This window comes from Enterococcus aquimarinus, assembly GCF_001885765.1.
Classification (GTDB): Bacteria; Bacillota; Bacilli; order Lactobacillales; family Enterococcaceae; genus Enterococcus_I; species Enterococcus_I aquimarinus.
Genome location: NZ_JXKD01000023.1, coordinates 1 through 21,926, shown reverse-complemented (window position 1 = coordinate 21,926; position 21,926 = coordinate 1). Strand labels below are relative to the sequence as shown.

General features: G+C 39.0%; 19 protein-coding genes and 1 pseudogene. 14 read left to right on the top strand and 6 right to left on the bottom strand.

What is annotated here, in order from left to right; all coding sequences use genetic code 11:
- The 3 genes from RU93_RS11255 to pepF all read left to right on the top strand — a co-directional run.
- On the top strand, nucleotides 1-195 hold a 195-nt coding region (locus RU93_RS11255), incomplete at its 5' end, for a zinc ribbon domain-containing protein (RefSeq protein ID WP_143139456.1).
- Nucleotides 196-253: 58 nt separating this feature from the next.
- The gene (locus RU93_RS12180) at nucleotides 254-742 is read left to right on the top strand and encodes a hypothetical protein (RefSeq protein ID WP_211272592.1); all 489 of its coding nucleotides are present in this window, start codon (nucleotides 254-256) and stop codon (nucleotides 740-742) included.
- A 71-nt stretch (nucleotides 743-813) separates the two neighbouring features.
- Entirely contained in the window at nucleotides 814-2,631 is a 1,818-nt protein-coding gene (gene pepF / locus RU93_RS11245; RefSeq protein ID WP_071875729.1) for an oligoendopeptidase F, read from the top strand.
- Between the two features lie 88 nt (nucleotides 2,632-2,719).
- On the opposite strand, the gene RU93_RS11240 is transcribed toward pepF, so the two are convergent.
- Both RU93_RS11240 and RU93_RS11235 read right to left on the bottom strand, forming a co-directional pair.
- Nucleotides 2,720-3,322, bottom strand: coding sequence for a DsbA family protein (locus tag RU93_RS11240; RefSeq protein WP_071875728.1), 603 nt, complete (start codon nucleotides 3,320-3,322; stop codon nucleotides 2,720-2,722).
- 152 nt (nucleotides 3,323-3,474) lie between these two features.
- Complete coding sequence (locus RU93_RS11235; RefSeq protein WP_342741508.1) at nucleotides 3,475-4,077, bottom strand: CYTH domain-containing protein; 603 nt, start codon at nucleotides 4,075-4,077, stop codon at nucleotides 3,475-3,477.
- A gap of 139 nt (nucleotides 4,078-4,216) precedes the next feature.
- Here RU93_RS11235 and yjbM point away from each other — a divergent pair, with 139 nt between their 5' ends.
- The 6 genes from yjbM (at nucleotide 4,217) to RU93_RS11205 (ending at nucleotide 9,180) form a co-directional block, all read left to right on the top strand.
- Complete coding sequence (yjbM, locus tag RU93_RS11230) at nucleotides 4,217-4,882, top strand: GTP diphosphokinase (protein ID WP_071875726.1); 666 nt, start codon at nucleotides 4,217-4,219, stop codon at nucleotides 4,880-4,882.
- Between the two features lie 5 nt (nucleotides 4,883-4,887).
- A complete protein-coding gene (locus RU93_RS11225) occupies nucleotides 4,888-5,697 on the top strand; it encodes an NAD kinase (protein ID WP_071875731.1) in 810 nt (269 codons plus the stop codon).
- Nucleotide 5,698: 1 nt separating this feature from the next.
- Nucleotides 5,699-6,595 carry an RluA family pseudouridine synthase gene (locus tag RU93_RS11220; protein ID WP_071875725.1) on the top strand — a complete coding sequence of 299 codons (897 nt, stop codon included), beginning with the start codon at nucleotides 5,699-5,701 and terminating at the stop codon, nucleotides 6,593-6,595.
- A gap of 14 nt (nucleotides 6,596-6,609) precedes the next feature.
- Nucleotides 6,610-7,971, top strand: coding sequence for a magnesium transporter (gene mgtE, locus RU93_RS11215; protein WP_071875724.1), 1,362 nt, complete (start codon nucleotides 6,610-6,612; stop codon nucleotides 7,969-7,971).
- A 305-nt stretch (nucleotides 7,972-8,276) separates the two neighbouring features.
- Nucleotides 8,277-8,486, top strand: coding sequence for a hypothetical protein (locus RU93_RS11210; protein WP_071875723.1), 210 nt, complete (start codon nucleotides 8,277-8,279; stop codon nucleotides 8,484-8,486).
- Between the two features lie 238 nt (nucleotides 8,487-8,724).
- Nucleotides 8,725-9,180: an immunoglobulin-like domain-containing protein gene (locus RU93_RS11205; RefSeq protein WP_071875722.1), complete on the top strand. Its 456-nt coding sequence runs from the start codon at nucleotides 8,725-8,727 to the stop codon at nucleotides 9,178-9,180.
- 61 nt (nucleotides 9,181-9,241) lie between these two features.
- Here RU93_RS11205 and RU93_RS11200 read toward each other — a convergent pair whose 3' ends face one another.
- Nucleotides 9,242-11,386, bottom strand: a complete 2,145-nt coding sequence (locus RU93_RS11200; RefSeq protein ID WP_071875721.1) for a GH92 family glycosyl hydrolase — start codon at nucleotides 11,384-11,386, stop codon at nucleotides 9,242-9,244.
- Nucleotides 11,387-12,448, bottom strand: a complete 1,062-nt coding sequence (locus tag RU93_RS11195) for a GntR family transcriptional regulator (RefSeq protein WP_071875720.1) — start codon at nucleotides 12,446-12,448, stop codon at nucleotides 11,387-11,389.
- A gap of 163 nt (nucleotides 12,449-12,611) precedes the next feature.
- Here RU93_RS11195 and RU93_RS11190 point away from each other — a divergent pair, with 163 nt between their 5' ends.
- The 4 genes from RU93_RS11190 (at nucleotide 12,612) to RU93_RS11175 (ending at nucleotide 18,648) form a co-directional block, all read left to right on the top strand.
- Complete coding sequence (locus RU93_RS11190) at nucleotides 12,612-13,904, top strand: glycoside hydrolase family 125 protein (RefSeq protein ID WP_071875719.1); 1,293 nt, start codon at nucleotides 12,612-12,614, stop codon at nucleotides 13,902-13,904.
- Between the two features lie 26 nt (nucleotides 13,905-13,930).
- Nucleotides 13,931-16,612, top strand: coding sequence for an alpha-mannosidase (locus RU93_RS11185; protein WP_071875718.1), 2,682 nt, complete (start codon nucleotides 13,931-13,933; stop codon nucleotides 16,610-16,612).
- A gap of 192 nt (nucleotides 16,613-16,804) precedes the next feature.
- Nucleotides 16,805-17,797: an HD domain-containing protein gene (locus tag RU93_RS11180; protein WP_071875717.1), complete on the top strand. Its 993-nt coding sequence runs from the start codon at nucleotides 16,805-16,807 to the stop codon at nucleotides 17,795-17,797.
- An 86-nt stretch (nucleotides 17,798-17,883) separates the two neighbouring features.
- A complete protein-coding gene (locus RU93_RS11175; RefSeq protein WP_071875716.1) occupies nucleotides 17,884-18,648 on the top strand; it encodes a class I SAM-dependent methyltransferase in 765 nt (254 codons plus the stop codon).
- Between the two features lie 155 nt (nucleotides 18,649-18,803).
- Here the strand turns inward: RU93_RS11175 and RU93_RS11170 are convergent, their stop codons facing one another.
- A complete protein-coding gene (locus tag RU93_RS11170) occupies nucleotides 18,804-19,292 on the bottom strand; it encodes a hypothetical protein (RefSeq protein ID WP_071875715.1) in 489 nt (162 codons plus the stop codon).
- Nucleotides 19,293-19,318: 26 nt separating this feature from the next.
- Nucleotides 19,319-21,196 (bottom strand): beta-N-acetylhexosaminidase, encoded by a 1,878-nt coding sequence (locus RU93_RS11165; RefSeq protein ID WP_071875714.1) that lies wholly within the window; start codon nucleotides 21,194-21,196, stop codon nucleotides 19,319-19,321.
- Between the two features lie 300 nt (nucleotides 21,197-21,496).
- On the opposite strand from RU93_RS11165, the pseudogene RU93_RS11160 reads away from it, so the two are divergent.
- A pseudogene (locus RU93_RS11160) lies at nucleotides 21,497-21,926 on the top strand (sugar ABC transporter permease); the annotation flags it as partial.

The following is a 21,926-nucleotide window of genomic DNA, read 5'->3' as shown; positions in this document are numbered from 1 at the left end:
TGGAAAGGGCGTACTTTACTTAAAGTAGATCGTTTCTTCCCAAGTTCACAAATCTGTTCTTCTTGCGGTCAGAATGACGGTAAGAAAGAGCTAAATATTCGTGAATGGGTCTGTTCAAATTGTGGAACAATTCATGATAGAGATATTAATGCAAGCATAAATATTAAAACCGAAGGACTTTCGGGGATAGCTTAGTAAATTTGCGCCTGTTAGGGCGTACTACCTAAGAACCCCACGACTTTAGTCGTGTGGAGTGTCAGATAGTATTGACGTTGAGGAAGGGCAATTGCTCTTGTATTATCATATCCAGTGGCACTACCGGCGACGATATCATTATGAACGATATGCGTTTCATTATCGCTCCTTTTCAATAAAACAGATCCTCGCGTTCACACCGATTGCAAAAAGAAATTATCCGTGGCATATTCAACAATTTAAATGCAGCTTAAAAGAAAAACTCTTTCAATGTGATCCGAAAATTATGCAACTACAAGAAAAGATTTACCTTAAAGGGGGACATCTCTTATATTTACCCGATTGTTGTTACAAGGAAAGTATGTATTTTTTCTTTTTTGAAGAAACCTTATTGTATCTGCGTTTTTGTTACACTAAAGGTCAGACCTTTCAACAATGGGTTGCGACGATCCAAGAAGTGTGTTCAGACTGGCCGTATCCGCTCGTTTCGCAACAAGAAATATTACATGCCATTTATGCGGAATGCACTGAATTATCATACGAATAAAATTTTTCCTTTAAAATGAAGGCAAGCCTTTCGTTATGTGATAAACTTATGAGAAAAGGAGGAGTTTATTTATGACAGATACACCAAAACAATTACCTTTACGAGAGGATGTTCCTGTCGCAATGACATGGGATTTAACCAAAATATTTGAAAATGACGAGGCGTTTGAAGCCACTTTTTCTGAGGTACAAGCGATTTTACCGAAAGCTCAGACCCTTAAAGGAACGCTCGGCAATGGCGCACAAGCCTTTTTAGAAGCGTTGGAATACATCTTAAACGTTTCTCGTCAGTTAGAATTACTTTATGTTTATAGTCATCTTAAAAATGACCAAGATACGGCGAATACAACGTATCAAGGCTTATACGGTCGCGCGAGTGCGTTACTTTCCCAAGTGAGCGAAGCCATTTCGTGGTTCGAACCGGAATTGTTAACCTTGTCTGATGAGCAAGTATTGGGTTATTTAGAGGAAGAAGCACAACTGTCCCATTATCGTCATTATGTTGAGCAAGTTATTGCGAACCGCTCCCATATTTTACCGCAAGAACAAGAAGCATTATTAGCCGGTGCAGGTGAAATTTTCCGTTCACCAAGTACAACTTTTTCCGTTTTAAATAATGCGGATTTAGAATTTCCAATTATTGACGGTGAAAATGGCGAAAAAATTCAACTCTCTCATGGCATCTACGGACAATTGATGGAGAGTACAAATCGTGAAGTACGAGAAGCAGCTTTCAAAGGGATTTATAGCGTTTATAAACAATTCCGCAATACGTTTGCGACGACATTAAGTACGAATATTAAAGCACATAATTTTCAAGCGAAGGTCCGTCATTTTGAGTCAGCTCGTGAGGCTGCGTTAAGTCATAACCATATTCCAGAAGCTGTTTATGATAACTTAGTCAATGTTGTCAATGATCATTTGCCGTTGCTCCATCGCTACATGGCTTTAAGAAAACGATTGTTGAAGCTAGATACATTACATACATATGATTTATATACGCCGCTACTAGGTGAAGCGCCGATTCGTTATAGTTATGAAGAATCGGTTGAAAAAGCCCTAGAAGCGTTGAAACCAATGGGAGAAGAGTATCTAGCAGTTGTCAAGGAAGCCTTTGAAAGTCGCTGGATTGACGTTGTGGAAAATAAAGGCAAACGCAGTGGTGCTTATTCATCTGGTGCCTATGATACACCGCCTTATATTTTGATGAACTGGCACGATGCATTAGATCAACTCTATACGTTAGTTCATGAAGTCGGTCATAGTGTGCATAGTTATTTTACGCGGAAAAATCAACCGTATGTCTATGGTGATTATTCGATCTTCTTAGCTGAAATTGCTTCAACAACAAACGAAAATCTCTTAACGGAATATTTATTGAAAACCGAAAAAGAACCGATTGTCCGGGCCTTTATCTTGAATCATTATTTAGATGGTTTTAAAGGAACTGTCTTCCGTCAAACGCAATTTGCGGAATTTGAACACTTTATGCACGTGGAAGATGCGAAAGGGACCCCATTAACGAGTGAATTCTTAAGTGAAAACTATGGTCAGCTGAATCAAAAATATTACGGGGAAGCTTTAACAGAAGATGAAGAAATTCGCTTGGAATGGTCGCGAATTCCGCATTTTTATTACAATTATTATGTGTTCCAATACTCAACTGGTTTTTCAGCCGCTGCAGCGTTAGCGGATAAAATTTTAAATGAAGAACCAGAGGCACTCGAGAAGTATTTAACCTACTTAAAAGCTGGTAGCAGTGACTTCCCAATTGAAGTGATGAAAAAAGCTGGGGTAGATATGACTCAAGTTACGTATTTGGAAGATGCGATGCACGTCTTTGAACAACGCTTAAATGAACTAGAAGACTTAATTAGTGAACTTGTCTAAATAAAAAAAGGAGAAGGTCCCGTTTGGGGAATCTTCTCCTTTTTTCTATTTATCCGGTATTTCACTAGCTAAATTTCGCGAACATGATCTAATTATAGGCTTTATTCATCTTCAATGGTTGTAGTAAGGATGGGGTTCTTGGTGCACAACGTTGAAGCTCAATGACTTCTTGAATTAAGTCTAATCCTTCTAATAATAAGCCATCTTCTTCGCGGTAACAATTATAGATAACGGCACTCGTTTGTTTATAAACGTGAAAATCTCTTGCAGTGCATTGATCTTTTAAAAAGAGATCTTTAATTAAGGCGGAGTGTCGATCTTCTTTAAACATCGCATAGTCGCCACCGGTTTGTAAAAAGAGTTGTTTAATGAGGGACTCAGAATAAGGGCTGCCTTCGTTGAGTAATTGATGTTGTAGGGCTAACAGGAACTGACGGGCGCCTTTTTTTCCTTGAATTTGAGCGGCTTTAAAGTCTAAGGCAATTGTATATGCTAAACGAAAATAATGATTTCGTGATTCTAAATCGATGGTTTGTTGTTCAAATGTAGCAGTAATCATTCGCTGGTTAATCAATGGAATAATCGTTAAGTCGATTTTTTCGGATCTCGTACTCGTAAAATCAATCAATAATTTTTCTGCTTCTGCACAGTTTTTACCAAGTGGATTGACAAATAGATAGATTTCGATCAATGGATAAACCCCCATATGCATTTTAAAAAAGAACAATCGAGACAAAAAAAAGAATTCACACAGTGATGTGAACACAACATTCAGACGTTCTCTCTTTATTACTATCCACTGTAACAGAATTTGTAAAAAAAATGAAATGAAACACTTTTTATTTAACGATTCATCGCCCGAAGAATCTTATTTTCAGCTTTTTGATAAGGAATTTTTAACATTTCTAACAGTTGAGAAAAATCAATTTTTCCTTGTGTCTCATCGCTCACTTCTAATTCGAGTTCGTAATCTTCGCGACCGTTATACCAACTATGATCAAGTGCCAGTAAGCCAACGGCGATAGGAAATTCATAGCGCTTTGTCGTAAGCTCAGCAATGATTCTGACTTCTTGAGGATCAATGCCATTTTCAGTTAATCGTTTGGCCACTTCTCCACCTAATTTGATGCGTTTTTCTTCGATGAGTTGCTTCGTCTCTTGCAAAGATAAGGAGTCGGTGATTTCAAGTAATCCTATCGTAGTGGTGGGACATTTTAACGTTAATTCACCGTAATTTTGATACTGACGAATGCGTAAACCCCAACGTTTTTTTTGTAACTGTTGATCAGATGTATCAAAATAATAATTGGTTTGTTGCTGGAAGGACTGATCTTGCAATTGATAATACTCAAAAACTTTCTGATAATCAGCCTGATTTAATAAGGTTTTATACTCAATTTCCAATTGTTGTGCCATTTTTTTCTCCTTCAATCGTTCATCTGCCACTGGTGGCTTTTTCTTTTATTGTAGCTTATCTGTGAAAAAAGAGAAAGAAATGAATTGTTTCGTCAGAAGGCTAAAGGTTTTATCAAATCTGTGCTAAAATAGGGAAGGAATCTGAGTGGAAAGACAAGAGGGATGAAGCATGGAAAGAGAGTGGGATTTATTTTTAGCACCTTATGAACAAGCTGTTTCAGAGTTGAAGGTAAAACTACGAGGTATTCGTAAACAATTTCGTGAAACGAGCCAACATGTACCGATTGAATTTGTGACTGGACGTGTGAAGCCGGTCGATAGTATTTTAGCAAAATCAACACTACGGAACATACCGATTGAACGGTTGGAAACTGAAATGTCAGATATTGCGGGTCTTCGAATCATGTGTCAATTTGTGGATGACATCTATCATGTTGTTCAATTATTGCGTAATCGTAAAGACATGAAAATTGTGATTGAACGTGATTATATTGAAAATAAAAAAGCGAGTGGGTACCGTTCTTATCACTTAGTGGTGGAATATCCGGTGCAGTTAGTGGATGGCGAAAAAGTGCTTTTGGCAGAAATTCAAATTCGAACATTAGCAATGAATTTTTGGGCAACGATTGAGCATTCACTCAATTATAAATATCAAGGCGATTTTCCAGCAGAAATTGGGGAGCGTTTGAAACGAGCAGCAGAAGCGGCGCACCAATTAGACGAAGAAATGTCGAATATTCGGGTAGAGATTCAAGAGGCACAACGCTTATTTTCACATGGAAAAGGCGCGAATGATCATTTTCATTACCAAAAAGAGCTTGAGTGGGGGGAATGAAACCGATGGGATGCTTACGAGTCGCTTTAGTTCACAACCAATCGGCGAAATCCATTGCGGTAGCGAGTCAATTAACGAAACTATTGTCAACATCAGGGAATATCATTGATCAAGAAAATCCGGGAATTGTCATCTCGATTGGCGGTGATGGGACCTTGCTTTCAGCCTTTCATTTATATAGTCACAAGCTGGAACAGGTCCGTTTTTTAGGGGTTCATACTGGTCATTTAGGGTTTTATACGGATTGGCGGGATTATGAGTTAGAAGAATTAGTTGAAACGCTATGTCATAACCAAGAAGAAAACGTTAGCTATCCGTTATTGGATGTCGTGATTCGTTATCGGGATGGTCGAACAGATAAGCATTTCTTGGCGTTGAATGAGTCGACGATTAAGCGTGAACACCGAACGATGGTCGCAGATGTCTATTTAAAAGATGAATTATTCGAGCATTTTCGTGGGGATGGCCTATCTGTTTCAACACCAACTGGTTCAACGGCTTATAATAAAAGTATTGGAGGCGCCGTTTTACATCCGAGTATTGAAGCGATGCAATTAACAGAAATCGCCTCGCTTAATAATCGTGTTTTTCGCACAGTCGGCTCTTCGATTGTTGTACCAAAGGACGATTGGATTGAAATACGATTGCCAAAAAGTATGGATCACCTTGTAACGGTGGATCAATTTAGTATTCAGCAAGCAGATGTGGCGTCGGTGTACTACCGAGTGGCGCCCGAAAAAATTCGCTTTGCCTCGTATCGCCATATGGATTTTTGGCGTCGCGTACGGGAAGCATTTATTGGAGATTTATCATAAGATGAAGTTTAGTTATCAATATGAAAAAGAAGAGACACAACAAGTGAAATTTTTTTTAGCCGAACAAGGGATTTCCAGACGTCTTTTAGCAAAGATTAAGTTCCAAGGAGGACAAATTCTTGTCAATCAAGAAGAAAAAAATGTCCTCTATTTTTTGAATGCCGGTGATGTGGTGACGATTATTATTCCGGATGAAGGAGAACATGAAACCCTCGTCGCAGATCACACGCCGATTGATATCGTGTTTGAAGATGACCATCTTTTGATTGTCAATAAACCAACAGGGATCTCTTCCATTCCAGCCCAATATCATCCGAATCAAACAATGGCAAATCGGGTGAAGGCTTATTATCAGCGACAAGGATATGTCAATCAAGTCGTTCATGTGGTGACGCGCCTTGACCGAGATACATCAGGCTTAATGGTATTTGCCAAACACGGTTTTGCTCATGCAAAATTAGACGAGCAGTTGCGTGCACGAACATTTGCTAAAAAATACCAAGCACTTGTTTCAGGGGACGTGGAGTCCTTACAAGCGCACGGCTGGATGCGACAAGCGATTGGTCGGGATTTAACGTCGATTATTAAGCGTCAAGTCGTCGAAACAGGGCGTGAGGCAGAAACAGAATATTGGTTAGTCAAGAAAAATGAGACGATTGCCTTGGTGGATATTCAACTGCATACCGGTCGAACACATCAAATTAGAGTTCATTTTTCGGCGAATGGCTGGCCTTTAGTTGGCGATGATATGTATGAGGGACGAATGGATTTATCGATTCAGCGTCAGGCGCTCCATTGTTACGACGTACAGTTTCGACATCCCTTTACCCAAGAAGCCTTACACTTTCAACAACCACTCCCAGAGGATATGGAGGCGATTGTAAGCATAATTGATTAGAAGAGGTGAATGATTTGGAAGAAAAAAATGAATTAGACACTCGCTATGAGGTCTTAAAAATAGCACTACAAGAACAAAATCTTTCTGACTTTAGGGAGAATTTTTTAGAATTACATATTTACGAGCAAGGACAGTTTTATGAGTCTTTAACGGAAAAAGAGCGGGCACAAATGTATTCGTACTTGTCTCCTAAAGAATTAGCGGACATGTTTGACTCGTTAGAAGAAGACGAAGACGCCTTAAAAGAATATTTAGAAGAAATGCGTCCTAGTTACGCTGCAGCCATGCTATCAGCCATGTATACGGATAATGCGGTCGATTTATTGAATTTATTAGGTAAAAAAGATACCGCTAAATATTTAAGTTTAATGAGTCCTGAAGCAGCTGCTGAAATCAAAGAATTATTGCACTACGAAGACGAAACAGCTGGTGCGATTATGACGACGGAGTATGTATCGATTTTGGCCAATCAAAGCGTTGGTTCTGCGATGCGCTACTTAAAAAAAGAAGCGGCTGTGGCTGAAACGATTTATTATATTTATGTCGTGAATGATCAAAATCAATTAGTGGGCGTTATTTCCTTAAGAGATTTGATCGTCAATGAAGATGAAACCTTTATTAGCGAAATCATGAGCGAGCGGGTAATCTCCGTCCATGTTGGCGATGACCAATTTGACGTCGCTCAAACGTTCCGTGATTATGATTTCCTAGCATTACCAGTGACGGATTATGAAGATCATTTATTAGGAATTGTGACAGTCGATGATATCATCGACGTTATCGACGAAGAAGCAACAAGCGATTACTCTGGGTTAGCGGGGGTTAACGTAGAAGAAGTTAGTGAGAGTCCACTGAAAGCTTCAACGCGTCGCTTGCCATGGTTGATCACGTTATTGTTCTTAGGAATGGCAACAGCGACTTTAATTGCTAAATATGAAGTACTTGTCAGTGAGGCTAGTATTTTGGCAGTCTTTATTTCATTAATTACTGGAACGGCAGGGAATGCTGGGACACAATCGCTAGCGGTTGCAGTCCGTCGTCTAGCCATTAGTGATGATAAAGAAAAATCATTCATTCGTGTGCTCATTTCTGAAATCTTAACGGGCTTAATCACAGGAGCGGTAACCGGAATTACGATTTTTGGGATTGTTGCGGTCTGGAAAGGCAATCCTATTTTAGGATTTGTCATTGGGATGGCGATGATGGCCGCGATTACCGTCGCGAATTTAGCCGGAAGCTTAATTCCCATGCTCATGGATCGTTTAGGTTTTGATCCAGCGGTCGCTAGTGGTCCTTTTATTACCACCTTAAGTGACTTAACCAGCGTCTTAATTTACTTTAACATCGCCGCATTATTTATGAGCCATTTTCAATAAAGAGGTCTTAGAACGAGCGTTTATGGGTAAGAGATAAAGGGAAAGGAAGGGAATCGAGCAACGATTTTCGCACTTTCATCTTATCTCCGAACCCATGCTCGAGCTAAACCATTTCAATAAAGAGGTCTTAGAACGAGCGTTTATGGGTGAGAGATAAAGGGAAAGGAAGGAAATCGAGCAACGATTTTCGCACTTTCATCTTATCTCCGATCCCATGCTCTAGCTAAACCGTTTCACCCTGAGTAACAGTGCAACAACGCACTTTTTAAAAGCATCCCAGAAAAAGAAAGAAGCAGGTATCGTCAATGAGTAAAAGATGGAATATCCAAGAAATCAGAGAGTTTGTCGAAAAAAATTCAGATAGTAAATTATTAACGAAGGAATTTCAAGGTTTTTCGCAAAAATTAGAATTTGAATGTGCTTGCGGAAACAAATTTGAAAAAAACTTCAAAAAATTTAAAAACAATCATCAACGAAAATGCGATGTTTGCCAACCACCAAAAGAATCTCGTTAATTTAGAACCAATAAAATCCACTTTTTACCAAATGTCGCAATCAGACAAGAGGTAGGAAGTGGATTTTTGTCACTTGATACAGATCATCAAGCGTTAAGGTTCATTGACCGGGATAGGACTTTCGACGATCGATGGAATAGAACTCGTAGCTGAGAGGTCAAATGTTTTTTATTTTTAGGCCGATCCTCATGGTGTTATAATGAAAAGTGTAAAGGACAAATTGAGGGAGGGGCAATAAATGAAGCGAAGACGTTTCTGTTTCCTACTGTTACTATTGTTAATTCTCACTGGCTGTCGCATGCAAGCTTTTCGACCGACTGATTTAGAACGGTCAACGGTAAACCTCACGCAAGGCAGCATAGAAGGACGGATTAAAGAAGAAACGATTCAGACGATTCATGAACCGCAAACGCTTCTTTTTGAAAATTTGACAGCGGATGAGTATTATTACGGTGTCCCTTTTACGTTGGAAGTATGGCTCGAAGATTCTTGGTATCAAGTTCCTTTTGATGAACCCGTTGCTTTTATTGAAATTGCCTTCTTGTTAGAAGCTAATGCTACGACGGAAGAAGGCATCTCATTAGCGACGTATTTTGATGAATTGCCTCCTGGAACGTATCGCATCGTAAAAGTTTTTCAGACAGAAAATCGCACTGTGACGATTGCCCCGACTTTTGACATAATCGAACCGTAAACAAAATAGCCAAACTCCATAAAATCGACGTGATGACTGTCGATCTTCCGGAGTTCTTTTTTTATTTAGATAATGAGAAGGGTAATTCGTTTGTGGTCACTGTTCTTGGTGTTGGAACGGTGCCTAATTGATAATGAATCGTTCCACCATTCATTAAATCGCTATGATCAAAGAATAGTTTACGATGTACGTCATTATTCCGTTTTGTTTCGTGCAAGAATTGTTGTTGTGGGTAGTTAGGACTCGCTTTAATCACCAATTTTTCGCCATTTGATAAGTGAACAGTGGCTTTGCTAACTAAAGGCATGCCAATCACGTACTCGCCAGAACCTGGCGTTACTGGGTAAAAACCTAAGCTATTAAAGATATACCAACCAGCCATACTTCCGTTATCTTCGTCACCTGGATAGCCGGTAGGTGAGGCGTTGAAGGCTTGTGTCATCAACTGTTTCAAGAGTGGTTGGGCCATTTCAGGTTTTCCAATATAGCTAAATAAGAACGGATAATGGAAACTTGGTTGGTTCGAAATCGCAAGTTGACCAAATTCTAATGCAGCCATTTCACTCATTTCGTGAATTTCAAAACCATAACCATCGACATTATAGCGCGGTGCTTGGTTATTTAATTCGATTAATTTCTTCTCGAAGGCTTCTGCACCACCATGTTCGTCAATTAGGCCAGCAAAATCTTGATAGACGGCATAACTACTTTGCCAAGCACTACCTTCCGCATAATCACGCCCCCAGCGAATATCGAGGAAGTTCTCACGGAAATGGCCCTCTTGGTCTTTTGCGACCATAAAGCCTGATTCTTGATCAAAAATATTTCGATAGTTTAATGATTGTGCAGCGTAATATTCTGCCGTTTTTGTATCATTGAGTGTTTGGGCGACCTGGCTAATACAAAAATCACTATACGCATAGTCTAAGGTATGATTGACTGACTCATGGTAATTGCTTGGGACATAACCATATTTTAAGTAATCAAGCGTCCCTTGGCGACCATAATTTGAATTTTCGCTTTGAACCGTTGCGGCTTTTTTCATCGCTTCTAACATTGCAGGCATTAAATCAGAACGAATGCCTTTAACTGCAGCGTCCGCAATCACGGCATCAATTAAGGTACCAGGCATCAAACCACGCTCATCGGGAGATAACCATTTTGGTAAGAAGCCTGTTTCGTGGTAACTATTTAAGAAACCTTCTAACATCTCTTCGTATTTCTCTTGCGCAATTAAAGAGTACATTGGGTAAACCGTTTTGTACGTATCCCAGAAACCATTATTTGTGTAAAGCACACCCGGGCGCACGGTTTTACTGAATGTATCGTAATGGATATTTTCACCCAGTTCGTTTACTTCATAAAAGGTTTGTGGGAAGAGGAACATCCGATAAAAGTTATGATAAAACGTCGCTGTTTGTGTAGGATCTTGATGTTCAACTTCGATGCGACTTAAATAACCTTCCCATAGCGCTAAACTTTTTTCTAAATAATCGGTCGCTGTTTGGGTCGCTTCTCGTGATAAGTTTAATTGTGCTTGTTCTAAACGAATGAAAGAAGTGCCAAAACGGATATTTTGTTGTGGAATATCGCCAAAACGGACGATGATTTGGCCATCTTCACCAGTCTCTTTGATTGTTTCTGACGTAATCGCTTCCTCAAAAGAGAAGATAAAGTAAAAGCGTAAATCATTGTCTTCACAACCGGAAAAATTGATGACGTGTCCTTGAATCGTATGGGCATCGATTTGTTCGACCTCATAACGTCCGGGAAGTGAAAGCATGAATCCGGCATTTTTATCGGAATAATTGATTTCTAAAATACCACCATACAGACTCGGAATCATCGTTGAGGTAATCCCATAACGCAGTTGAGTCACGCTCACATGAGTCGGATGAAATGTACTTTCATTTGGACGATACGAACTTTGCGTATGGAAAGTGCTTGCTTGGTGGACGTCTCCGCTGAGTGGCGTCATTAACAAACGGCTGAAGTCACCCATCCAAGGGCTCGGTTGATGCGTTAGACGATACCCTTGGAATGTGCGATCTTCGGGATGGAACCACCAGCTTCCTTTTTGATCTGTTGTTTGAACGGCAACGTAATTCATCCCAAATGGAACGCCGGTATAAGGTAAGCAATTCCCACTCGAAAAGCTGTATTGGTTGGCTGTACCATGTCTTGTGTCAATTGTCTTTGTAATCATTTATCTATTTCTCTCCTTTGTGGATTGTCTTGTGATTAAACGGACCGGGACTTTTTGATCCTGGGGCATTTTTTTTGTTTTTAACCAGGTAATCAAGGTTTCACCAGCGATCGCACCGATTAAGGTAAAATCTTGTGCAATCGTTGTGAGTGGTGGATCAACGAATTGAGAAGCTTGGATATTATCAAAACCAATAATCGAAAAATCATCCGGAACATGATAATGCTGTTGTTTTAAAATACGCATTGCTTCAATGGCCACTAAATCATTTTCGCAAACAATTCCGGTGATATTATTTTCGGTTAAATACTCAATTAAATCATTGTTTGTCGCTTTTTCATCGCCGGAAGAAGTATGAAACGCAATATCAGCTTGATTTAACGCATGTAAATAGCCGACGTAACGATTTTTTACGGATTGCGGATGGGTCGTATTCCCAAATAAGTAAGCAATCCGTTCATGTCCTTGGTTAATTAATTGCTGCGTTGCAAGGAATCCACCATTGACGTTATCTGATAAAATCGTTGGGAAGTTTAGTTCAAAGTGCTTTTTATCCAGTACGATGACGGGAAAATGTTTCATGGAGAGTTTGACTAGAATATCGAGATACAAATCGGTATCTTCCGCATAATAAATGAGGCCATCATATTCTTGCGTCAGCTCATCAACGGTCTTTTGCTTAAAGACATCTAAGGTTGCCATCGAAACTTCAATTTGTTCTTGTTGTAACGTTGGTAATAACCCTTCTGTAAAGTTCCCAACGGATAGGTCATTTAAAAACGGCAAGATAAACAGTGCTTTATTATTTTTTATGACAAACGATTCTTCTATCGTAGTAGCACTTGTTTCTTTTGCTTTCACAAAACTCCCTTTTCCTCGGACACGATAAATTAACCCTTCTTGTTCTAATTCATTTAAGGCTCTTTTTGAGGTAATACGACTCACTTGGTAACGATCCGAAAGTTCTTTTTCAGTGGGGAGTTGTTCTTCCACCGCAAGTTTACCGGATAGAATCTCTTCTCTTAAATCCGTTAGTATCTTTTTATATAGAGGTTGGCTCATAGAATCCTCCGATCTCAACATTAGTTGGTATATCATATATTGATGATATCACAGATTTCAAGAAAATAAAATACAAATATTTCGTTTGAAAACGTAGACAATTCGAAAAAAAGGAAGTATACTGACGTAGTAAGATATATCAAATTTATGGAGGATGAACTAAATGGCTTATAAAGATATACCAACTTCAGTACAAAACTTTATGGATATGATCACAGAAAAATGTGGCGAAGAACATGCCGATTGGGCGAAAAACTTTAATGCGGGTTTTGCCAATACGTTATTAACAACCGTTAAACGTCATGAAGACGGAACGAGTTTCTTATTAACAGGAGATATTCCTGCGATGTGGTTACGTGATTCAACTGCTCAAGTTCGTCCGTATTTAGTTGTAGCCAAAGAAGATGAAGATTTAGCTTCAATGATTAGTGGTTTAGTGAAGAAACAATTCTTTTATATCAATATTGATCCTTATGCGAATGCCTTTAATGAAGAAGCAAATGGTGCAGGACATCAAGATGATTATACAGTCATGAACGATTGGATCTGGGAGCGTAAATATGAGATTGACTCATTAGCGTACCCAACACAACTGGCTTACTTACTTTATAAAAATACTGGACGTACGGATCAATTTAACGAAGATTTCGTTGAAGGGATTAAAAAGATTTTACACGTTTTCAGAACAGAACAAGATCACCGCAAATCCCCTTATAACTTTGTTCGTGACACATGGAGAGCAGAAGATACATTGATCAATCATGGTCGTGGGGTAGAAGTCGCACCAACAGGGATGACTTGGTCAGGTTTCCGTCCAAGTGACGACGCCTGTGCTGGTGGTGGTTACTTAGTGCCTTCGAATATGTTTGCGGTTGTCGTTTTAGGCTATATCGAAGAAATTTTTTCAACAATTTTAGACGATGCAGCGATTGTTGCCGAGGCAAAAGCATTACGTGAAGACATCGAAGCAGGGATTGAAGCACACGGATTGACGAAAAATGCAGCTGGAGAAGAAGTTTTTGCGTATGAAGTCGATGGTTTAGGAAATGCGTCATTAATGGATGATAGTAATGTACCAAACTTAATTTCAGCGCCTTACTTAGGTTATGGTTCAGTGGATGATGAGCGTTATCTGCGCACGCGTCAAACATTATTAAGTAAAGAAAATCCATACTTCTATGAAGGGAAATTCGCTAAAGGAATTGGCTCATCACACACACCAGAAAACTATGTATGGCCAATCGCAATGGCAATGGAAGGGATGACCACTAACGATAAAGCGGAGAAAGAACGGATTTTAAATACATTAGTCGCAACAGATGGTGGCACAAACTTAATGCATGAAGGATTTGACGTTGATAATCCAAATGCCTATACGCGCGAATGGTTCTCATGGGCAAACATGATGTTTTGTGAGTTAGTCATGGATTACTTTGATATCCGCGTTGAAAAATAAAGAATGAGTGAACAGGAGCGTACATGATGAAGAAAAAAGTTTATATTATCTCTCATAGTCATTGGGACCGTGAGTGGTACTTACCATACGAACAACACCATATGTTATTAGTGGAATTAATGGATGATTTATTAGAATTATTCGAAACAGATCCTGACTTCAATAGTTTCCATTTAGATGGCCAAACGATTCTCTTAGATGATTATTTACAAGTTCGTCCAGAAAAACGTGAAGCTATTCAAAAAGCGATTGACGCAGGAAAATTACGCATTGGCCCATTTTACATCTTACAAGATGACTTCTTAATCAGTTCAGAGTCGAATGTTCGTAATATGTTAATTGGGATGGAAGAAAGTAAAAAATGGGGCACACCGGTTAAATTAGGTTACTTCCCAGATACTTTCGGAAATATGGGACAAGCGCCACAAATGATGAAAAAAGCCGGACTTGAAGCAGCAGCTTTTGGTCGCGGTGTGAAACCAATTGGCTTTGACAACGAAGTCATTGAAGCTGAAAGTTATTCTTCACAATATTCTGAAATGTGGTGGAAAGGTCCAGACCAATCAGAGATTTTCGGTTTGCTCTTTGCCAACTGGTACAGTAACGGAAATGAAATTCCTGCTGAAAAAGAAGCAGCCATTAAATTCTGGGATCAAAAACTAAAAGACGTGGAACAATTTGCGTCTACCGGTCACTTATTAATGATGAATGGGGTTGACCATCAACCTGTTCAAAAAGATGTGACACAAGCCATCAAATTAGCAAACGAATTGTATCCAGACTATGAGTTCATTCACTCAAACTTCACGGATTACTTAGAAGCGGTCCAACAAGATTTGCCTGAAGATGTTGGAACTGTTGAAGGAGAATTAACGTCGCAAGAAACAGATGGTTGGTTCACATTAGCCAACACGTCTTCTGCACGTGTTTACTTAAAACAATGGAATAACCGTGTCCAACGTCAATTAGAAAATATTGCAGAACCTTTAGCGACGATGGCTTATGAAGTAACAGGGAAATACCCACATGATGAGTTAACGTATGGTTGGAAAACATTAATGCAAAACCATCCACATGATTCGATCTGTGGTTGTTCGGTTGATGAAGTTCACCGTGAAATGATGCCCCGTTTTGAAAAAGCCAACGAAGTAGGAAAATACGTAGCAAATGAAGCGGTCCGTCAATTAACGGAAAAAATGGATACAACCAATTTCCCAGCCGACAGTTTCCCATTTGTTGTGTTCAATACGAATGGCTTAGCCAAATCAGGCGATGCGATTGTCGATATCGAGTTAGAACGTAAAACATTTTCGCAAGGTTGGCCGGCACAACTTTATCGTCAATTAGAAGAAGTTGAAAAAGGTGAGTATCATGTGATTGATCAAGCAGGAAATGTCGTAGACGCAGTGATTTCTGAAGAAGAAATTCGCTTTGATTATGACTTACCAAAAGATGCTTTCCGTATTCCATTTATGGAGCGTTACGTTACCGTGACGATGCCGTTAAAAGATATGGCACCATATGCTTGGGAAACCTATGCTTTAGTACCAGGAAAAGTGGAAGAAAAAGCCGGAACGTTAGCAAATGAAGCGGGAACGGTCATTGAAAATGATTTCATTAAAGTTGAAATTGCGGAGAATGGTTCTTTAGCGATTACCGATAAAGAAACAGACGTCACTGTCGATAACTTAGCAGTCTTTGAAAACGTGGGCGATATTGCCAATGAATATATCTTCATGCAACCACAAGGGGATAAAGCAATCCTGTCATCAGACGTGAAAGCCGCAATCAACGTTATTTCAAATACAGCGAATAAAGCAGTGATTGAAATCACTCATGTATTAGACATTCCTGTTTCCGCGGATGGATTATTAGAAAAAGAACAAAAAATGGTGATTGGTTTTACTTCACGTAAAGCACAACGTTCAAAAGAAACGGCCTCTCTTACCATTAAAACGCTTGTTACGATTACGGGCGAAAGCAAGAAAGTTGATTTTGAAACAAGCTTAAATAACCAAATGAAAGACCACCGTCTACGCGTGTTATTCCCAACAGGCTTAGTCAATGTGGATACGCACGAAGCAGATAGTATTTATGAAGTCGTGAAACGTCCGAATGGTGTCAGCGCAAGTTGGAAAAACCCAACAAACCCACAACATCAACACGCATTTGCCAATCTGCATGATGAGACACGTGGCGTAACAGTTGGAAACTACGGCTTAAATGAATACGAAATTGTCAACAATGAGACGATTGCTGTGACGTTATTACGTGCCGTTGGTGAACTTGGTGACTGGGGTTATTTCCCAACACCAGAAGCACAATGTATTGGTGAGTATACGTTTAATTACAGTGTTGAACTGCATGGTGCACCTGAGTCACGTTATGCGACTTACCAAAACACGTATACGGCACAAGTTCCATTCACTACCGCACAAATCGCTGTTCAAGAAGGAACATTGGCATCAAGCCGTGTCTTTGTTGAATTAGAAGGTGATCTGTTTGTTCCAACGGCCTTAAAACGTCGTAAATCAGATAATCATGTCATCTTGCGTGGTTACAACATGGCTGATACCGACCGTGAGTTAACTATTAAGAAAGACAATGTGCAACCAGAGCTACTAAACTTACTAGAAGAAAAAATGGATGAAGCTTATCCAGAAAAATTAGGCGCCTACGAAATTCGTACTGTTGGTTTAGGAGAGTAACCTGATCTTTATCGACAATTTTTACCCACACACACTTAAAGCACCGATCACGATTTTGTGATTGGTGCTTTTTCTTCTGAAAAAAGCTCTAACTACAATTATTTGGAGGGATTACAGCTTCTTTCGAGGTATTATTATTCTTTTAAAAAGGTACAATAGGAGTGAAATGGCACTTTAATAGGAGGCGATTCGATGATTGTTTCAGATATTTTGTATGGTGAATACGAAGTGGAAGAAGTTCTATCGGAGTTGATTCAAAGTAAAGAAGTCCAACGATTAAAAGAGATTCATATGGTTGGTGCAAGTTATTTACTGAATCCTCTTTGGAATGAAACGCGTTATGAACATTCAATCGGTGTGATGTTGTTGATTCGTAAGCTTGGTGGTTCTATAGAAGAGCAAATAGCAGGATTATTACATGACGTTTCTCATACTGTTTTTCCCCATGTGATTGACTTGGTGATGAAACGAAATCAAGAAGACTACCATGAAAAAATTAAGGAAGAGTACTTGAAGGAAAGTTCAATCCCCGAAATTTTAAAGCAATATCGTTTTGATTGGCAAGAATTATTACTCGATGATACGCAGTGGAAAATATTAGAACAAGAAGCGCCCGTTTTATGTGCCGATCGTGTGGACTATACTTTACGTGAAGCTCATCGTTATTTTGGTACTGATTTAGCTGAGATTCATTCATTTTTAAAGGAGTTAAGTCTCATCGATGGGAAAATAGTGTTGAGAAATGTCGCTGCTGGTGAATGGTTCAATGAGGAATACTATAAAGTAGTACTTGACTTTTTTTATGCCCCCGTGAATATTTATGGTTATGAATGGATGAGCCAAATTCTAACCTATGCTTTGGCGAATGAATCTCTATCAGTCAATGATTTGATGGAAACAGAAACTCAGATTTTGACGCAACTATCGGAAATGGAAGATACGGAATTACGTGGTTTATTCCGTCAGTTTTATCAACCCGTCACTTTTTTAGAAGTATTGCCAGGAGATCGTTACGATATTTATCAGAAAAAGAAAACGCGTCTTGTAGATCCTCTAGTTAGAGTGGACGAAACAGTCGATTTTACTTCTAATTATTCAGAAAAGGCACAAAAAATGAATCGACAAGCACAAGAGAAAAGTGAAAAAGGCATATATTTACGAGTCTGCGGTATAAAAAAAGAGTAGTATATGTACTTTAGTTGGATAGTTGTTTACTTTAGAAAATCCATTGCATCATTTGGATGAGTCATAAAATGAATAGGAGGGATTCGATGTATAGTTATTATGGGAAATTAAGTACAGAAGTCTATGATTTTACGAAGCCTGTGGGTTACTCGCTTCATGGGGATATTGAATATTATCTTGAACGTTTAAAAGAAGTAGAAGGGAAAATCTTGGAAGCCGGTGTGGGATCGGGTCGCTTTTTGATTCCCTTACTCGAAAATGATTTTGAAGTCGATGGTATTGATTATTCCCCTGCAATGTTAGCGTCTTGTCGTAAACGTTGTGAAGAAAGAAATCTGATAACCAATCTTCATGAAGGAGTGCTCAGTGATTTTTCACTTGAGAGTCGATACGATGCCATTGTGATTCCAACGGGTTCTTTCGGATTGATTGAGCAACGAGATGAGGCGAAAAATGCGTTACAGTGTTTTTATGAACACTTAAATGTGGGTGGACGAGTGTTGATTGATCTCGTTTTTCCAACGGATTGGACAACAGGTAAAGTTTCAACCAATGCTTACGAAATCTCACCTGTTGAAGGAATTACCCTTGAAAATCACTCGGTTGAAATCGACTGGATCAATCAATGGACATTATCCTATTTAAAATATGAAAAATGGCGCAAGGGAAAGTTAGTCGAGACGGAATTGCAAAAATTAGTGTTGCGTTGGTATGGTGTTACCGAGTTTCAATTATTATTAGAGGAAATTGGTTTCACCGATGTGACCTATTCTGCGGATTATACGTATCAAAAACAACCATCAAAAACGAGTTCAATCTTGACTTTTGAAGGGACTCGAAGTAAGAAGTAATTGATAACAAGAGTATTTTTTAATTATTGAACTTGACCAAACATAGGAAAGAGGGCTGTGACAAAAGTCACAGCCCTCTTTTTTGATGAACGTTTGATTGATAAATGGGTGACAAAAATCTGAAACTTAGAGAACACCTTACTTATTCACGATTCTTAAAAGAATTGGGTATTGCTCATTGCTGTTTCTTCGATAAACCATTCGCCGTCGATTTTGACAAACGTATGATTGGCTTCGGTAATGTGATTACGAAATTCTTCCGTGCCTTCATTAACGGTGCGTTGCTGGGTTTTGACTAAAATACGTTCACCATCTTCTTTTCGAACTTCGAATGAAAGAAGTGTGTGCTTCACATCATATGTTTCAAAAAAAGTCGTCATTTCTTTTTTTGTTGCTTCCCGTGCTTCAGGAATTAATGTCTGAAGGTATGTTTCCACATCTTCGTCATTGGCAGCTTGCAGATTTCTTTCTAATAAATCATAAACGGCATAAACATCTTCTTCGTTGGTAATGTTTCCTTTGATCTCTACTGCGCCAGCTTCTTGATTGATTTTCTCATTCATATCATTGGCTTTGTTCACGTTATTTAGAATAAAGATTAGAAAAATTAACCCTGCGATGCCGACAAATACTTTTTTTAACATCTTTCTTACCTCCAAAATTACGACGTTTAAACGTCGGATAACTTACTCGGACTTATTATACCATGATAGAGGTTCCGACCGAGAATGATTCCTTCAGGCATTGGATAAGGTCCATCAAAAGGCAAACGTTCAGCTGCTAGTTCTTCAATTGGCTGATCATTTTCGAGCCATGCTTCAATCCGCCAGATGGTCGTGTCGATCCGTCCTAAGATCCCACTGTAACGAATATCCAGAATTTCCCAACCAAATGCTTTATTTGCCGCAAACCAAATTTTTCGGTGCCCCAATCGTAACGCTTGGACTTGCTCTTTTAATTGATTGATGGTGACTAATAGTTCTCTCATTTGTGTTTTCTCACACGCAAGGTAGGCTGCTTTTAACGCAATTCCTAAATCCGTTTTGATGACAAGTAGGTCAGCAAGTCGCGTATAGTGAGCAAAGATTTCTGAATGATTAGCGCGGGAGCAAGTCTTTAATTCTTGTGCTAATTGTTTGTAATGTGTGGTTAAGTCAAAAGATGAAATGGTTTCATCGTAAAGGCCAAGTAATAAATCTTGATACAAAATAATTTTACTAATCGCCGAACCACTTGGATTGTTTTTAGCGACTCCTGGGGTTTGATCAAAACGATCGAGTAATAAATAGGCAGCCATCGATTCATGTTGGATTTCCATAAAGCGTTGGGCAAGGAGTTCATCGGGAACTTCTGCGTTAAATTGATGTTCGGCAAACAATTGAAGCCCGAGTAACGCCGTATCAAGTGGCGTTTCTGCTCCGTCATCGCCCCAAAGTGTTGCATAAACGGATTCAATCTGTTGTTTTTTACAGGCTGCTAAGGCTGCGTTTGTTGAAATCATTGTTTTTCCGTAATTCGGTGCAACGCCGTTAAAGGTCCAAATGCCACCCGCAAAGACAATCGGTTTTTCCAGTAATTGATGGCTAGCCAGTAAATTCTCATATTCAGATTCTTCATGGTGATAGTAATCCCAGTAGACCATTTTGACGTTTGGAATACTGTTAACGACTTCAGAAGGAATATCAAATTCTGGATCATAGTAGTCACCGGTTTTAGAACCAAGACGAAAATACATATCACTCCACATCTCAACTTCTAAATCAAGTGCATCGGTAATCGTTAAAACGTGCGCGAGGTGACGGTTCATAATGTCAAAGCGATTCTCAAAACCATTTTTTTGTAAATAACGTCCCAGACCTAATGTATGCGCCTCGTCCATTCCAATATGAATTTTTTTTGTACGAAATGGGCGTGAAGCTGCTTGAATCGCTTTTTCTAAAAATTCATAGGTTTTGGGTTCATCGACTAATAAAATATCTTCCGTATCACGCATTTCACGCGCAAAGTTCCATTTCAAAGGATTTTTTAAATGGCCTAAGACTTGAATCGAAGGAATGAGTTCAATTCCTAAAGCAAAACCGTAGTCATCGAGTTCTTTTAATTCCGTGTAAGTATAGCGTCCACGGAGATAACCAAAATAAGGATACTCAGGAATTTCATACGTATCTTCCATATAAAGCATGAATTGATTAAGCCCCATCGTGCTACACGTTTCCAATAATTCTTTGATTTTTTCGACAGTCGGGACGGCATTGCGTGACGTATCGACCATCGGACCAATCAACTTGAAATGAGGATGTTCCACTAAATGATAGGTTTCTTGTTCCCAATGAGCGAGGAGGAGAGTCAATCCTCTAAAAAGATGTGCCGGTTCACGAAACGTAATTTGGATAGCGTCGATGGTTTTTGATACCATTAATGATTCGCCTTGTTGTTGGAGTTTAATTTCGATACCATCTGTATGAATGGTATACCCTAATTTTGGTGCAAGAATCTGTAAGCCGGTTTCCACTTGCGTTAAATCACCTGTAAAATATATCGCTTTCATTTTTTTATTCTCCTTTTTATTTAAGTCACCGTTAGTATAGTATAAAAGACTAACGGTGTACCTATTCGTAAAAAGTTACACATTGAAAGCGGTTATTACATAGTAAAGATGCCCAAAATTGACCAATCAATCAGATCATACAAGGGAATATCACGCTTAAAAGTGTTTTTTTGGGAGCGTTTGAATGCTGTCATGACTGACTTTGTAAGCGGGTCAAAAACCACATATTGAGAACAATTGATGAAAGGGCTATTCTGAAAACGTGTTCAGCAAGCAAATGATTTTGAAGGGGGAAAAAAAATGGAGTTAACTGGCAATAAGCCGCAATTAACTGCGCAACAGAAAAAAAGAGAAAAAAGAAAAAAAAGCATCCTGGCAAGTCGTCAACTGTACGTCTTTATCTTACCAGCGTTCTTAGCTTTCTTTATTTTCTCGTATATCCCAATGTATGGAGTAATGATCGCTTTTAAAGATTATATTCCGACGTTAGGTGTTTGGGGGAGCCCTTGGGTGGGATTCAAACATTTTCAACGTTTCTTTGATTCTTATTATTTTTGGGACTTATTAAAAAATACGATTGGCATTAGTGTCTATTCATTAGTCGTTGGGTTTCCTTTACCCATTATTTTAGCACTTGCTTTAAATGAAATTAAAGATGGCCCATTAAAGAAATTCTCGCAAACGGTTACTTATGCACCAAACTTTATTTCAACGGTTGTAATGGTTGGGA

What these genes read in the sequence shown, in the direction of transcription:
- pepF (WP_071875729.1), top strand. Translation starts at nt 814, where the DNA reads ATGACAGATACACCAAAACAATTACCTTTACGAGAGGATGTTCCTGTC.
- yjbM (WP_071875726.1), top strand. Translation starts at nt 4,217, where the DNA reads ATGGAAAGAGAGTGGGATTTATTTTTAGCACCTTATGAACAAGCTGTT.
- RU93_RS11225 (WP_071875731.1), top strand. Translation starts at nt 4,888, where the DNA reads ATGGGATGCTTACGAGTCGCTTTAGTTCACAACCAATCGGCGAAATCC.
- RU93_RS11220 (WP_071875725.1), top strand. Translation starts at nt 5,699, where the DNA reads ATGAAGTTTAGTTATCAATATGAAAAAGAAGAGACACAACAAGTGAAA.
- RU93_RS11210 (WP_071875723.1), top strand. Translation starts at nt 8,277, where the DNA reads ATGAGTAAAAGATGGAATATCCAAGAAATCAGAGAGTTTGTCGAAAAA.
- RU93_RS11205 (WP_071875722.1), top strand. Translation starts at nt 8,725, where the DNA reads ATGAAGCGAAGACGTTTCTGTTTCCTACTGTTACTATTGTTAATTCTC.
- RU93_RS11200 (WP_071875721.1), bottom strand. Translation starts at nt 11,386, where the DNA reads ATGATTACAAAGACAATTGACACAAGACATGGTACAGCCAACCAATAC.
- RU93_RS11195 (WP_071875720.1), bottom strand. Translation starts at nt 12,448, where the DNA reads ATGAGCCAACCTCTATATAAAAAGATACTAACGGATTTAAGAGAAGAG.
- RU93_RS11190 (WP_071875719.1), top strand. Translation starts at nt 12,612, where the DNA reads ATGGCTTATAAAGATATACCAACTTCAGTACAAAACTTTATGGATATG.
- RU93_RS11185 (WP_071875718.1), top strand. Translation starts at nt 13,931, where the DNA reads ATGAAGAAAAAAGTTTATATTATCTCTCATAGTCATTGGGACCGTGAG.
- RU93_RS11180 (WP_071875717.1), top strand. Translation starts at nt 16,805, where the DNA reads ATGATTGTTTCAGATATTTTGTATGGTGAATACGAAGTGGAAGAAGTT.
- RU93_RS11175 (WP_071875716.1), top strand. Translation starts at nt 17,884, where the DNA reads ATGTATAGTTATTATGGGAAATTAAGTACAGAAGTCTATGATTTTACG.
- RU93_RS11170 (WP_071875715.1), bottom strand. Translation starts at nt 19,292, where the DNA reads ATGTTAAAAAAAGTATTTGTCGGCATCGCAGGGTTAATTTTTCTAATC.
- RU93_RS11165 (WP_071875714.1), bottom strand. Translation starts at nt 21,196, where the DNA reads ATGAAAGCGATATATTTTACAGGTGATTTAACGCAAGTGGAAACCGGC.